Origin of the sequence: Streptomyces sp. NBC_00631 (assembly GCF_045206895.1) — a bacterium.
GTDB lineage: Bacteria > Actinomycetota > Actinomycetes > Streptomycetales > Streptomycetaceae > Streptomyces.
Genome location: NZ_CP107734.1, coordinates 10,683,232 through 10,696,120, shown reverse-complemented (window position 1 = coordinate 10,696,120; position 12,889 = coordinate 10,683,232). Strand labels below are relative to the sequence as shown.

Below are 12,889 nucleotides of genomic sequence, written 5' to 3'. Positions count from 1 at the left end.
TCAACAATCACAGCACCGATCCGGCCACCGATCCGGCCACCGATCCGGCCACCGATCCGGCCACCAGGGCGGCAGAGGGGGGTGGCCGACGCGCCGTGACGCGTCGGCCACCCCCCAGAGGCCACGAGAACCGGTTCAGCCGACCGGCGGCGTCCCGTGCGTGTGGAAGGACTCGATCGTCTTGAGCCCCCACGCCTGGCCCTTGGCCCGCTCGGCCTCGGTCCACGTCACGAGCGGCCAGTCGGGGGCCAGCACCAGCCGGGTGAGCGGGTTGCACAGCTCGATGCGGTTGCCGCCCGGCTCGTAGACGTACAGGAAGAACGTCTGCTGGATGGCGTGCTTGTGCGGGCCGGTCTCGATGAACACACCGGTGTCGATGGCGAGGTCGGCCGCGCGCAGGATGTCCTCGCGGGTGTCGGTCGCGAAGGCGATGTGGTGCAGCCGCCCGGTCGAACCCGTCCAGTCGGACGTGTACACGACGTCGTACGACTTGTGGGTGAAGGTCAGCCAGCGGGCCGCGATGGACCCGTTGTCGAGGCGGACCTGCTCGGTCGGCCGGGCCCCGAGGACCTGTTCCTGGAACTCGGCGTTGGCGAGCACGTCGGCGGCCAGGAAGTTGACGTGGTCCAGGCGGCGCACGCCGACGCCCCGGTTCGGCTTGGCCTGCGGCTGGTTCTTCAGCGCGGGCTTCAGTTCGTCCGGCGCCCGGTAGTGCTCGCTCTCCCAGTAGAGGGCGTGCTCGTGGCCGTCCGGGTCGGTGGTGACGTAGAGCTTGCCGAGGCCGGGCTCGTCCTCCACCCACTGGCCGGTGCCACCGGCGTCCTCGACCGCCTTGATACGGCGGTTCAGAGCCTCCTCGCTGGAGGTGCGCAGGGCCAGCCGGCCGAGGCCGGGCCGGTCGCGGGCGGTGAGGACCAGGCTGTGGTGCTCGTAGTCGTCGTACGTGCGCAGGTGGACCGTGTCGCCGTCCTGGCCGTTGACGGTCAGTCCGAGGTAGTCGGTGAAGAAGGCGACGCTGGCGTCCAGGTCCGGGGTGAACAGCTGGGCATGGCCGATATGGGCGATGTCACCGAGGGGCGGAGCCATGGCTGCCTCCTTGAGGGGGTGCGGGTGCGGTACCGGCGGACCGGGGGAAGACGGTGCCGTCGAAGATCTTGCGGGCGGTGCGGACGACCGCGGTGCGGCGGGCGGCCGGCGGGGAACCGTCGGATCCCGGGTCGACACTGGTGTCGATCTCCAGGAATCCGGTGGGGTGTTCGATGCGGATACGGTCGCCGCGCTCCGGGAGCCGGGCGATCCCCTCCCCCACGCTGCCGGGCAGCCTGAGCCCCGCGGCCACGCCGGCGGCGCCGAGGACGCCGATCGAGGTGTGGCAGCGGACGGGGATGAAGGTCCGGGTGGCGACCGCGCCGCCGTCGCGCGGTGGGGCGAGCAGGCTGAGCTTGGGCACGGTGGCCGTCTCGACGTCCCCGAGACCCATGAGTTTCCCCGCCGCCAGCCGGATCTCGTGGAGGCGGTCGGCGAGGGCCAGGTTCTCTTCCAGGTCCTTGGGCGACTCGTATCCGCTGACGCCGAGGTCGGCCGCCGCGACGAGGACGGTCGGCATCCCGTTGTCGACGCAGGTCACCGCCGTTGCGGCGACGGTGTCGCGGACGCTTCCGGTGGGCAGCAGCGGGCTCTGCCCGGCCGGGAACTCGATCACCACCGGCGCGGCCGTGCCGGGCACGCCGGAGATCTCGGCGTCCCCGGTGCAGTCGACACGCCCGCCCGGGGTGGGGAAGGTGGCGATGGCCCGTTCCCCCGTGTTGAGCATCCGGATACGTACCGCGGTCTCGCCGTCGCCGGGGGCCACGAGCCCTCGCTCCACGGCGAACGGGCCGACCCCGGCGAGGATGTTGCCGCAGTTCTGACGGTCGCTCACTTCCGGTCGGTCGACGGCGACCTGGAGGAAGAGGTAGTCGACGTCCGCCTCCGGGTCGTCCGACACCGAGACGACCGCCACCTTGCTGGTGAGGGGATGCGCCCCGCCCAGGCCGTCGATCTGGCGCGGGTCGGGGCTGCCCATCACCCGCAGCAGCAGGTCGTCGCGGGCGGCGGGGTCGGCGGGCAGGTCCTCGGCCAGGAAGTACGCACCCTTGGAGGTGCCGCCGCGCATCAGCATGCAGCGCACCTCCGTGGGCCCGGTCACGGGGTGTGCTCCTGGTACTCCTCGTACGTCCGGTACTCGACGCCGAGTCGCTGAAGGGTCTCCCGGAGCCCGTAGCGGTCGAGGCCCAGCTGGCCGTCGATGAACGCGGCGCGGGTCGCGGCCTCCTTGGCCTCGCGGGCCTCGGACTTCTCGGCCGTCTCGCGGACGCGCTCGCGCGGTACGACCACGACCCCGTCGTCGTCCGCGAGGATCACGTCACCCGGGTTGATCACCTGACCGTCGACGGCGATCGGCACGTTGACCGAGCCGCCGGTGGCCTTGACCGTGCCCTGTGAGGAGACCGCACGCGACCAGGCGGCGAAGCCCATGTCGCGCAGCTCCTGGGTGTCGCGGATGCCGGTGTTCAGGACGACACCGCGCACCCCGCGCTGCCGCAGCGCGGTCGCGAACAGCTCGCCGAAGAGCCCGTCGGTGCAGGGCGAGGTGGTGGTGACGACCAGGATGTCGCCCTCCCCGCACTGCTCGACGGCCGCGTGGATCATGAGGTTGTCGCCGGGCCAGCTGAGCACGGTGACGGCCGTCCCGGCGACCCGCACACCCTGCTGGATGGGCCGGATCTGCGGACCCAGCAGGCCGGTGCGGCCCATCGCCTCGCTCACGGTGGCCACCCCGAAGGCGGCCAGGGCGTCGACGTCCTTCAACTCGGCCTTCGGCGGCCCGGTGACGATCACGCCGCTCATGCCAGCTCCTTCGCGATCTGCGGGAACGGCCGCATGAACGCCTCGGCCATGGTGTTGTGCGCCAGGCCAAGGTTGGGGCCGGCGTTCCGCTTGAGCTGGACGCCCCGGCGGACGGCGAGATCGCTGTAGTAGGCCCACAGGTGCTGCTGGGCGCCGAGGCACTCCATCGCCTTGCGCTTGGTGTCCCAGACCTCGGTGATGTCGAGCAGGACCTCGGGCCGGAAGCCGCTCATCTCGGGCTGGTGCGGCTCGAAGTAGAAGACCGGCGGGGCGCCGATGATGTCGCCCTCGCCCGGGTACCCGATGGCCTGGGCGAGGATCCGGGCCTCCAGAGCCATCCGGTTGGCGGCCGGATGGTCGCCGTTGTACGGGTCCTCGACGGGGTGGGTGAGGACGACGTCGGGCTGCGTCTCGCGGTAGACGGCCACCAGCTGGTCGGTCAGCCCGGCGGTGGCGACCAGCGGGTAGTCGCCGGCGTCGAAGAAGCGGACCTCGGCGCCGAGTGCGGCGGCGGCCTTCTCCGCCTCCTCCCGGCGTATCGCCTTGATCTCCTCCAGGTTCCTGCCCTCGCGCCATGCCTTGGCGGACTCGCCGCGCTCACCGAAGGTCAGACACGCGATGGTGACCTTCTCGCCGCGGGACGCGGCCAGGGCGATGGCTCCGCCCGCCCGCCACACGAAGTCCCCGGCGTGCGCGGTGACGACCAGAGTGGATCGCGGTGGGGTGGCAGGCGCGTTGGCATGCGTCATTGAAAACTCTCCTTGGTGGACAGGTGTGCGCCCACCCACCCCGGGCGTCTCAGCCGCTCAGTGCGTCGATCACGCTCGTGAGGTGGGCGCGGACGGCCGCCTCGGCCGCCTGCGGATCCCTGGCCCTGATCGCCTCGATCATCGCCAGATGCTCATTCAGGGATTGCTGCGGACGCCCCGGGCGCAGCGCCAACTGGAAGCGGTGACGAACCAGTTGGGCGTTGAGCCGCTCCAGCAGTTCCACGGCGGTCTGCTGACCGGAGATCTCGCGGATCTTGTCGTGGAGTGTGTGGTTGAGCTCGGAGTAGGTCACCGGTTCGCCGGCGGCGACGGCCTTGGTCATGGCCGCTCCGAGGTCCGCGAGGCCGGTGAGCTGCTCGTCGCTGGCCGCGACGGCCGCCTTGGCCGCGCACAGTCCCTCCAGGACCATGCGGCACTCCGTGATCGCCACCGCTTCCTCCACGGTCACCACCCGCACCCGCGAGCCGCGGTTGCGGATCCGCTCGACCAGTCCCTGGGCCTCCAGATCGATCAGAGCCGCACGGATGCTGGCCCGCGTCACACCGAACTCCTCGGCGAGCTCGTTCTCCACCAGCCGCTGGGCCGGGGCCATCTCGCCGTGCAGGATCGCCTGCCGCAGCAGCGTGAACGCATGCTGCTTGGCCTGCTCTCCGGTGCTCGGACGGGCTTCTTTCGGCATCGTGCCCTCCCTGAGTGAGTGCCTGTCGAACGTAAATCTAGCCAAACAAGATTGTCAACAATTTTGTCTGCCGTATTGCCGGAGCAATCCGGCGGACCGTGGTGCTCAGCCCGCGCGGTACAGCTCACTGAGCAGTTCCAGAACGGCCTGCTGGGCGGGGTGCGGGTCGTCCCGCCACCAGGCCAGCCGGACGGTGACCGGCTCCGCGTCCCGGACCGGCCGGTAGACGATGCCGGGCCGCGGGTACTGGTTGGCGGTCGACTCGGCGGTCACGCCGACCACTCGGCCGGCCCCGATGGCGGTGAGCCAGTCGTCGGCGTCCTGCGTCTCCTGGACCACCGGCCGCGACTCCGCCGGCCACAGCTGGGGGGTGGTGGTGCCGGTGCGCCGGTCCACCAGGAGGATCCTGCCGGTGAGGTCGGCCAGGCGTACGGTCCGGCGCCGGGCCAGCGGATCGTCGGCGGCCAGCGCACACAGCCGCCGCTCCAGCCCGACGACGGCCGAGGCGAACCGCCGGTCCTCCAACGGCCTCCGCACGACCGCGAGGTCACAGGCCCCTTCACCGAGACCGGCGGAGGCCGTGTTCACCCGCACCAGGTGCAGCTCGGTCCCGGGGTGGGCGGCGGCCCAGCCGCGCTGGAAGGCCACGGTGTGCCGCCCCACGCCGACCAGGCGTACCCGATCCGCAACCGGGACGGCCCCGAGGCGGCCTCCTGGACCAGTCCGGCGACCTCGGCCAGCACGCGCCGGGCCCGCTCCACCACCCGCACCCCGGGCGCCGTCGGCGTGACCTCGCGCGAGATCCGCCGCAACAGCCGCACGCCCAGGGCCCGTTCGAGCCCGGCCAGGGTGCGGGAGACGACTGCCTGGGACACCCCCAGGGCGATCGCGGCGTCGGTGAAGGTGCCCTCGTCGACGATGGCGACGAGACAGCGCAGCTGCCGCAGCTCGACCTCGTTCATACGCACAGCGTATAGATCCCGGGCCGCATGCATTGTGCGCAACAGCCGGCGCGGCCGCCCGGGGCATCTGCTCGTGGGTTCCGTCGCGAAGCAGTCATCCGGGCGCCGCGGGCTCCCCCAGCCAGTAACCGAAACCCCGCCTGGTATGGATCAGGGCGGGGCCGCCCCGGTCGACCTTGCGCCTGAGCCGGGAGACGAGTTGCTCGATGGCGTTGTCGCCCCGGAACTCCCCCCAGACACAGCGGCTGATCTGCTCCTTGGACAGCACCTTCTCGGCGTTGGCAAGGAGGTGGCGCAGCAGTCGGTACTCGGCGGGCGTGAGGTCGAGGACCCGGTCGCCGCGGCGGGCCCGGCAGGTGCCGTCGTCCAGGGACAGGTCGGCATGGTCCAGCGTGCGGCCCCGGCGGCCACCGGGGCCCGCATCCCGGAGCAGGACCTCGACCCGGGCGAGGACCTCGGCGATCCGGAAGGGCTTGGTGACGCAGTCCCGCTCGCCGGCGCCGAGCTCGGGTACCAGCCGGGCCAGGGACGCGCAGTCGGCCAGCAGCAGGACCGGCGGCCGGTAGGCCGGTCGGAGGGGGCCCTGGGCGAGGCCGTCGAGGCCGGGCAGTTCGGTGTCGACCACGATCATGTCGAACCGGTGCTCGCCGAGCCGCCGCGCCACCTCGGCGCCACTGGCCGCCGCACCGGTCCGGTAGCCCGCCGACTCCAGTGTGGAGGTGAGGAGTTCGGCCGTGTCCCGGTCACCGACGGCGACCAGGAGGCGCTGCCCACTGCCACGAGCGAGCGCCGGGGGCGCGGAAGAGCTGCCGTCCATGGGGTGACCGTTCGTTCGGGGCTCGGGCAATTCGCTTGCTTGACTCAAGTAAGCCACATGTGCTTGCCTAACTCAAGTAATCGGGGTCGTCCTGAGCGGAGGCCGCCCCGAGGGTCTGCCCCCGGGCAGGCCTGCGCGCCGGGCCCCGTGGGGACGGGAACCGGCGCGGCCCTCGGACCGGACGCCGGCCCACTCCCCCCGGCCCGGCGGCCGGCCCGAGGGCGTTTCCCGGGCCGGACGGCCCGACGAACTCCACGGCACCACCAGAAAGCGAGAGCCACCCCATGGCCACGATGAAGTCCGTACAGACCGGTGGCGGCGGCAGGATCGAGGTCGTGGACGTCGAGCGTCCGGTGCCCGGTCCGAAGGACGTGCTCCTGAAGATCCGCGCGGGCGGCATCTGCGGCACGGACGTCACGTTCCTGCACATGGGCGGCATGCCCGCCCGAGCCCACCTGGGCGGCGAGCTGGTCCCGATCGCCCTGGGCCACGAGCCGGCCGGCGAGGTCGTCGAGGCCGGCGCCGAGGTCACGGGTCTGAAGGTGGGCGACCGCGTGGTGGTGAACCCGCAGGACGCGCCCACCGGGATCATCGGCTGCGGCGGCCGGTACGGCGCCCTCAGCGAGTACCTGCTGATCGAGAACGCCGAGGTCGGCCGGAGCGTCGCGGTGTTCCCGGACACCGTGCCGTTCGAGGTCGCCTCCCTCAACGAACCGATGGCGGTGTCCCGGCACGCGGTCAACCGCTCCGAGGCCGCGCCGGACGACAAGGTGGTCGTCTTCGGCGCCGGGCCGATCGGGCTGGGCGCGGCGATCTGGCTGAAGCTGCGGGGCGTACGGCACGTGGTCGTCGCCGACGTCATCCCGGCCCGGCTGGAGAAGGCACTGGCCGTGGGCGCGGACGCCGTGATCAACTCCGCGGAGGAGGACGTCACCGCGCGGCTGACCGAGCTGCACGGGCAGAGCGCCAACGCACTGGGCCAGCCCCGCCCCGGCACCGACGTCTTCATCGACGCGGCCGGCGCCCCTGCCGTCTTCAACACGGTGGTCGCCAACGCCCAGTGGCACGCCAGGCTGGTCATGGTCGCCGTCCAGAAGAAGGGCGAGATCGACCTCGGCGGCATGCTCCGCAGCGAGCTGACCCTGGTCGCCTCGCAGGGCTACCCGACGGAGATCTTCGAGGTCACCCCCGAACTGGTCGAGCACCACGAGCGGTTCGCGAAGCTGATCAGCCACCGTGTCCCGTTCGCCGACGTCCATCGCGCCTTCGAGCTGGCGCTGACTCCGGGCGCGGCCGAAAAGGTGGTCGTCACCTTTGACGCGTAGCCGAGACGGGCGCCAGCCACAGCCCGAGGAGCGCGTCGGTGAGCCCGGTGGCCGCGTCGCTCCAGGTGGCACGCGGGGTGGCGGTGCCCTCGGCGAGGGCGCGCTCCCGCTCGGCACAGGTGTGCAGGATCAGCGTCCGTGCCATCAGGCCGCGTTCGGCGCGGACCTCGGCGGGCAGTTCCGGCAGCCGCCGGTTCAGCGCGTCGACGGCCTGGCGCAGCGACGGCGAGGTCAGGGACTCCTCGACCATGATGTCGTAGAGGGCGGGGTCGGTCATGACCTGGGCGCAGAAGCGGGCGTACCAGGTCGGGCTGCCCAGGCTCGCGAGGTGTTCGGTGATCGGGCGGACCAGGCAGTCCACCCGGTCCCGGATGTCGTCGGAGTCGCCGGCCTCGGCCAGCAGGCGGACCCGGATCTCCTCGATCCGGTCGAAGTGCCGGGCGGCGACGGCGCGGACCAGGTCGGCCTTGGTGCCGAAGTGATAGCCGACGGCCGCGTTGTTGCCCTGGCCTGCGGCCTCGCTGACCTGGCGGTTGGAGACGGCGTACACGCCCTGTTCGGCGAAGAGCCGCTCCGCCGCGCCCAGGATGGCCTCCCGCGTCGCGCTGACCTGGTCCGCCCGCGCCGACCTGCCCGCCATGCCCACCACCGCTCCGGGACCTGCCGCCACCCGGACCGGCCGGTCCCGCGAGCCGTACCGGGGCCCCGCCCGAAGCGGCGAGGTCCAGCCGAAGAAGCCTACGCGGCAGGGCCGCTCAGTGCGGTAACACCTCACCAGTAAAGTAAATCAAGCGACTGACTTAAACAATCGCCAGTCGCTCCATGTCCTTCCTACGGAGGCCCAGTTCCATGTCCGAAGCCCCTGCCCAGTCCGCCGGGTCCACGAGAACGGCACAACCGAACCCGAACGCGGTGGTGGCGGTCCTGGCCCTGTCCGGTATCACCGTCTCGCTGATGCAGACCCTGGTGATCCCGATCGTCCCGGAGCTGCCGAAGTACCTCAACGCCTCCGCGTCCAACGCGGCCTGGGCGGTGACGGCGACGCTGCTGGCCGCCGCCGTGGCCACCCCGGTGGCCGGCCGTCTCGGTGACATGTTCGGCAAGCGGCTGATGCTGCTGGTCAGCCTGGTGCTGCTGGTGTCCGGCTCGGTGGTGGCCGCGCTGAGCGACTCGCTGGTCCCGATGATCGTCGGCCGGGCCCTGCAGGGTCTCGCGGCCGCCGTGGTCCCGCTGGGCATCAGCATCATGCGCGACGAGCTGCCGCCGGAGCGCCTCGCGGGCTCGACGGCCCTGATGAGTGCCTCGCTGGGCGTCGGTGGCGCGCTCGGCCTGCCGGCCGCGGCGTTCATCGCGGACCACTACGACTGGCATGTGCTGTTCTGGACCTCGGCCGCCCTCGGCGTCGTCGCGTTCGCGCTGGTCATGCTGCTGGTCCCGGAGTCCAAGGTGCGCTCGGGCGGCCGCTTCGACGCGGTCGGCGCGGTGGGCCTCGCGGTCGGCCTGATCTCGCTGCTGCTCGCCGTCTCCAAGGGCGCCGACTGGGGCTGGGCGAGCGGCACCACGCTCGGCCTGTTCGCGCTCTCGGTCGTCGTGCTGCTCGCCTGGGGCTTCTTCGAACTGCGCACCGTCCAGCCGCTGGTCGACCTGCGCACCACGGTCCGCCGTCAGGTGCTGTTCACCAACCTCGCCTCGATCGCGTTCGGCTTCTCGATGTTCGCGATGTCCCTGGTGCTCCCCCAGCTGCTCCAGCTGCCGACCCAGACGGGCTACGGCCTCGGCAAGTCGATGCTGACGGTCGGTCTGGTGATGGCCCCGCAGGGTCTGGTCATGATGGGCTTCGCGCCGCTCTCGGCCGCCATCACCAAGGCCAAGGGGCCGAAGATCACCCTGATGATCGGCGCGGTGATCGTCGCCGCGGGCTACGGCCTCAACATCGTGCTGATGTCCCAGGTCTGGCACCTGATCCTGGTCTCCTGCATCATCGGCGCCGGCGTCGGCTGCGCGTACGGCGCGATGCCCGCGCTGATCATGGGCGCGGTCCCGGCGTCGGAGACGGCCGCCGCGAACAGCCTCAACACGCTGATGCGGTCCATCGGCACGTCGGTGGCCAGCGCCGTCGCCGGTGTCATCCTGGCCCAGCTGACCATCAGCCTCGGCGGCACCACCCTGCCCTCCGAGAACGGTTTCAAGGTGGTCATGGCGATCGGTGCGGGCGCGGCCGTCCTGGCCTTCGTCCTCGCCTCCTTCCTGCCCGGCCGTCGCCCGGCGGACCCGGAACCCGCTTCGGCCCCGGCCGAGCCCGCGGCGCAGGCCGTGCGCTGAGCCGCGGACACGGACGATGAGCGGCGGTGGGCGGGCCGTGCCTTCGGTGGGCGGCCCGCCCGCCGTGTCACGGACCATGGTCACAGGGACCGACCGGAGCGACCGATGAGCACCCCCTGGCACCGCTACGCCGAGGAACACACCCGCACCGTCGACACCATGGCGGCGGTGCTGCTGTTCGCCGCGTTCCTGTTCGGCAGCGAGATCACCATGAGCGCCGAGGACCAGCCGCACGCCGTCGGGCTCACCATCGCCCTCGCCGCCGTCGGCTGCGGTTCCCTGCTCTGGCAGCGCGCCCGGCCGCGCACGGTCGTCGCGGTCAGCGCGGCGGCCACGGCGGCCGCCGCCGGGCTCGGGCATCTGCCCACCCCGCTGCTGCTGGGCGGGCTGATGCTGGCGCTGTACCGGCTGGCGGTCGACACCGACCGGACCACCGCCCGCCGCTTTTACTTCGGCGGGCTCGCCCTGGTGGTGGCCGTCGGGACGGCCTTCGACCCGGTGGGCATTCCCTGGCCGCTCAAGACGATCAGCCCGGCCGCCTGGCTGCTGCTTCCGGTCGTCGCCGGCAACGCGGTCCGGCTGCAGGGCGCGTATCTGGACGCCGTGCAGGCGCGGGCCGAGTACGCGGAGCGGAGCCGGGAGGAGGAAGCCCGGCACCGGGTCGCGGAGGAGCGGATGCGGATCGCGCGCGAGCTGCACGACGTGGTCGCCCACCATCTGGCGCTGGCCAACGCCCAGGCCGGGACGGCGGCCCACCTCTCGCGCACCCATCCCGACCAGGCGCACCGGATCCTCGGCGATCTCGCCGGTACGACCGCCGCCGCGCTGCGCGAGCTGAAGGCCACCGTGGGCCTGCTGCGGCAGACCTGCGACCCCGACCTGCCGCTGGCACCGAGCCCCGGTCTGGCCCGGCTGCCGGAGCTCACCGAGGCCTGCGAGTCCGCCGGGCTCACGGTGCACGTCAGCGTCGAGGGCACCCCGCGGCCGCTGACGGGGGGCGTCGACCTGACGGCGTACCGGATCGTGCAGGAGGCGCTGACCAACGTCACCAAACACGCCTCGGCCGAGGTCGCGTACGTCCGGATCGGCTGGGCCCGGGACCGGCTGACCCTCACCGTCACCGACGACGGCACCGCCGCCGCGCCGGCCGCGTCCGCCCCCGGACACGGATTCGGGCTGATCGGGATGCGCGAGCGGGCCCAGTCGGTCGGGGGCACCTTCGCCGCCGGGCACCGGGACGGGGGCGGCTACGAGGTCACCACCCGGCTGCCGCTCTACCCCAGCGCCACCGAACCGGAAGAACGAGGGACGCCATGACCATCCGCGTGCTGCTCGCCGACGACCAGGCCCTGCTGCGGGCCACCTTCCGGATCCTGATCGACTCCTGCGCCGACATGGAGGTGGTCGCCGAGGCCACCGACGGCGCCGAGGCGGTCGAGTGCGCCCGCGAGCACCGGCCCGACATCGTGCTGATGGACATCCGGATGCCCGGCACCGACGGGCTCGCCGCCACGGCCGCCGTCTGCGCGGACCCGGAGCTGTCCGGCGTGCGGGTGCTGATCCTGACCACCTTCGAGGTCGACGAGTACGTGGCACAGGCCCTGCGGGCGGGGGCCGTCGGCTTCCTCGGCAAGGACGTGACCGCCGAGGCGCTGCTGGCCGGGATCCGCACGGTGGCCGCCGGCGAGGCGCTGCTCTCCCCCACCGCGACCCGCACCCTGATCACCAGGTTCCTGGCCGCGCCCGCGCCGGGTGCCCGGCTCGCCGCCCCCGAGCAGCTGCGGGTGCTCACCGCGCGCGAACGCGAGGTCATGGCGCTGGCGGCCGAGGGCAGCTCCAACGAGGAGATCGCCGGGAAGCTGTTCGTCTCCCCGCTGACCGTACGCACTCACATCCACCGGGCGATGACCAAGCTGGACGCCCGGGACCGGGCCCAACTGGTGGTGATGGCCTACCAGTCGGGGCTGGTGCAGCCCCCGCCGCCGACGCCGGACGCCTGAGGCCTGTTCGGGGGAACCGGTGCCGCAAAGGGCGTGCGGCGGCCGTGACCGGTCCACATCTCCAGGGTGACCGCCCTGCCGCTGATCCCGCCCATGCTCGCCACCTCCGGCCGGCTGCCGCCCGCCGCGCAGGACACCCGCTGGGCCTATGAGACCAAGCAGGACGGCCAGCGGGTGGTCGTCTATCTGCCGGGCGACGGCAGCCTGCTCCTGCGCGCCCGTTCCGGCGAGGAGATCACCGCCGCCTATCCCGAACTGCGCCCGCTGGCGCAGGCGCTGGGCCGGACGCCCGCGGTCCTGGACGGCGAGGTGCTGGCCGTCGACGAACACGGCCGCGCCGACTTCCAGTTGCTGCAGAGCCGGATGGGCCTGGCCCACGCCCCGGCCCGGGCGGCCCGGATGGCGGCCCGGGTTCCGGTCCATCTCGTCCTGTTCGACGTGCTGCTCCTGACGGACCCGCTGCTCACCACGGCGTACGCGGACCGTCGGACCTGTCTGGAGTCGCTGTCCCTGGAAGGCGCGTACTGGTCGACGCCGCGGGCGGTCGTCGGGCACGGCGCCGAGGCGCTGCGGGCGACCCGGGAGCACGGCCTGGAGGGACTGGTCTGCAAACGCCTGGACTCGGTCTACGAGCCAGGGGTGCGGTCCCGCGCCTGGATCAAGATCCGGAACATGCGTGCCGAGGACGTGATCATCGGCGGCTGGCTGCCGGGAAAGGGGCGGCTGACCGGGCTCCCGGGTGCGGTGCTGGTCGGCCAGCGGTCCGCCGACGGGCGGCTGCGGTACGTCGGCGGGGTGGGCACCGGCTGGAGCGCGGCGGAGCGGACCGAACTGGCCGCGCTGCTGCGGGCCGCCGCGACCGGCTCGTGCCCCTTCGACCCGGTGCCGCCGGTCCCCGGCGCCCGCTGGGTGCTGCCCCGGCTGGTCGGCGAGGTCAGCTACAGCACCCGGACCCGGGCCGGGCTGCTGCGCCAGCCCTCCTGGCTCCGGCTGCGCCCGGACCTCGCGCCCGACGAGTCGGCCGCGGACCTGCCTCCGGGCCTGGGCTGACGGCCCGGGACGCCGTGCCGACAAGGTCGGCTCGACGGCCGTACGGACCGCGGTTCCGGCATACGGACACCCGAG

Annotated in this window: 12 protein-coding genes and 1 pseudogene; 5 read left to right on the top strand and 8 right to left on the bottom strand. The window is 72.7% G+C overall.

The features are described 5' to 3' along the window. Positions 1–135: 135 nt before the first annotated feature. The 7 genes and pseudogenes from OHB00_RS48300 to OHB00_RS48270 form a co-directional block, all read right to left on the bottom strand. Positions 136–1,086, bottom strand: coding sequence for a catechol 2,3-dioxygenase (locus tag OHB00_RS48300; RefSeq protein ID WP_406445044.1), 951 nt, complete (start codon positions 1,084–1,086; stop codon positions 136–138). Further along, positions 1,067–2,188 carry a 4-oxalomesaconate tautomerase gene (locus OHB00_RS48295; RefSeq protein ID WP_406445043.1) on the bottom strand — a complete coding sequence of 374 codons (1,122 nt, stop codon included), beginning with the start codon at positions 2,186–2,188 and terminating at the stop codon, positions 1,067–1,069. Before OHB00_RS48295 ends, OHB00_RS48300 begins: the two co-directional genes overlap by 20 nt. Continuing rightward, positions 2,185–2,889 (bottom strand): 4-carboxy-4-hydroxy-2-oxoadipate aldolase/oxaloacetate decarboxylase, encoded by a 705-nt coding sequence (locus tag OHB00_RS48290; RefSeq protein WP_406445041.1) that lies wholly within the window; start codon positions 2,887–2,889, stop codon positions 2,185–2,187. Before OHB00_RS48290 ends, OHB00_RS48295 begins: the two co-directional genes overlap by 4 nt. Then, a complete protein-coding gene (locus OHB00_RS48285) occupies positions 2,886–3,638 on the bottom strand; it encodes a PIG-L deacetylase family protein (RefSeq protein ID WP_406445040.1) in 753 nt (250 codons plus the stop codon). Before OHB00_RS48285 ends, OHB00_RS48290 begins: the two co-directional genes overlap by 4 nt. A gap of 49 nt (positions 3,639–3,687) precedes the next feature. After that, complete coding sequence (locus tag OHB00_RS48280; protein WP_406445038.1) at positions 3,688–4,338, bottom strand: GntR family transcriptional regulator; 651 nt, start codon at positions 4,336–4,338, stop codon at positions 3,688–3,690. 105 nt (positions 4,339–4,443) lie between these two features. Further along, positions 4,444–5,300: pseudogene (locus tag OHB00_RS48275) on the bottom strand (LysR family transcriptional regulator). Between the two features lie 94 nt (positions 5,301–5,394). Continuing rightward, positions 5,395–6,117 carry a response regulator transcription factor gene (locus OHB00_RS48270; protein ID WP_406445037.1) on the bottom strand — a complete coding sequence of 241 codons (723 nt, stop codon included), beginning with the start codon at positions 6,115–6,117 and terminating at the stop codon, positions 5,395–5,397. Between the two features lie 284 nt (positions 6,118–6,401). On the opposite strand from OHB00_RS48270, the gene OHB00_RS48265 reads away from it, so the two are divergent. Next, a complete protein-coding gene (locus OHB00_RS48265) occupies positions 6,402–7,442 on the top strand; it encodes a zinc-binding dehydrogenase (RefSeq protein WP_406445035.1) in 1,041 nt (346 codons plus the stop codon). On the opposite strand, the gene OHB00_RS48260 is transcribed toward OHB00_RS48265, so the two are convergent. Continuing rightward, positions 7,426–8,082: a TetR/AcrR family transcriptional regulator gene (locus OHB00_RS48260; protein WP_406445034.1), complete on the bottom strand. Its 657-nt coding sequence runs from the start codon at positions 8,080–8,082 to the stop codon at positions 7,426–7,428. The genes OHB00_RS48265 and OHB00_RS48260 overlap by 17 nt on opposite strands. Before the next feature lie 209 nt (positions 8,083–8,291). Here OHB00_RS48260 and OHB00_RS48255 point away from each other — a divergent pair, with 209 nt between their 5' ends. The 4 genes from OHB00_RS48255 to OHB00_RS48240 all read left to right on the top strand — a co-directional run bounded on the left by OHB00_RS48255 (position 8,292) and on the right by OHB00_RS48240 (position 12,814). Beyond that, entirely contained in the window at positions 8,292–9,764 is a 1,473-nt protein-coding gene (locus tag OHB00_RS48255) for an MFS transporter (protein WP_406445032.1), read from the top strand. Positions 9,765–9,869: 105 nt separating this feature from the next. Further along, a complete protein-coding gene (locus tag OHB00_RS48250; protein WP_406445031.1) occupies positions 9,870–11,081 on the top strand; it encodes a sensor histidine kinase in 1,212 nt (403 codons plus the stop codon). Next, positions 11,078–11,764: a response regulator gene (locus OHB00_RS48245; protein ID WP_406445029.1), complete on the top strand. Its 687-nt coding sequence runs from the start codon at positions 11,078–11,080 to the stop codon at positions 11,762–11,764. The genes OHB00_RS48250 and OHB00_RS48245 overlap by 4 nt, the downstream gene beginning before the upstream one ends. A 93-nt stretch (positions 11,765–11,857) precedes the next feature. Then, complete coding sequence (locus OHB00_RS48240; protein WP_406446323.1) at positions 11,858–12,814, top strand: ATP-dependent DNA ligase; 957 nt, start codon at positions 11,858–11,860, stop codon at positions 12,812–12,814. The last annotated feature ends 75 nt before the right edge of the window (positions 12,815–12,889 follow it).

Coding starts and splice junctions, on each gene's coding strand:
- OHB00_RS48280 (WP_406445038.1), bottom strand. CDS start 4,338: ATGCCGAAAGAAGCCCGTCCGAGCACCGGAGAGCAGGCCAAGCAGCAT.
- OHB00_RS48300 (WP_406445044.1), bottom strand. CDS start 1,086: ATGGCTCCGCCCCTCGGTGACATCGCCCATATCGGCCATGCCCAGCTG.
- OHB00_RS48240 (WP_406446323.1), top strand. CDS start 11,858: ATGCTCGCCACCTCCGGCCGGCTGCCGCCCGCCGCGCAGGACACCCGC.
- OHB00_RS48285 (WP_406445040.1), bottom strand. CDS start 3,638: ATGACGCATGCCAACGCGCCTGCCACCCCACCGCGATCCACTCTGGTC.
- OHB00_RS48270 (WP_406445037.1), bottom strand. CDS start 6,117: ATGGACGGCAGCTCTTCCGCGCCCCCGGCGCTCGCTCGTGGCAGTGGG.
- OHB00_RS48290 (WP_406445041.1), bottom strand. CDS start 2,889: ATGAGCGGCGTGATCGTCACCGGGCCGCCGAAGGCCGAGTTGAAGGAC.
- OHB00_RS48245 (WP_406445029.1), top strand. CDS start 11,078: ATGACCATCCGCGTGCTGCTCGCCGACGACCAGGCCCTGCTGCGGGCC.
- OHB00_RS48255 (WP_406445032.1), top strand. CDS start 8,292: ATGTCCGAAGCCCCTGCCCAGTCCGCCGGGTCCACGAGAACGGCACAA.
- OHB00_RS48260 (WP_406445034.1), bottom strand. CDS start 8,082: ATGGCGGGCAGGTCGGCGCGGGCGGACCAGGTCAGCGCGACGCGGGAG.
- OHB00_RS48265 (WP_406445035.1), top strand. CDS start 6,402: ATGGCCACGATGAAGTCCGTACAGACCGGTGGCGGCGGCAGGATCGAG.
- OHB00_RS48250 (WP_406445031.1), top strand. CDS start 9,870: ATGAGCACCCCCTGGCACCGCTACGCCGAGGAACACACCCGCACCGTC.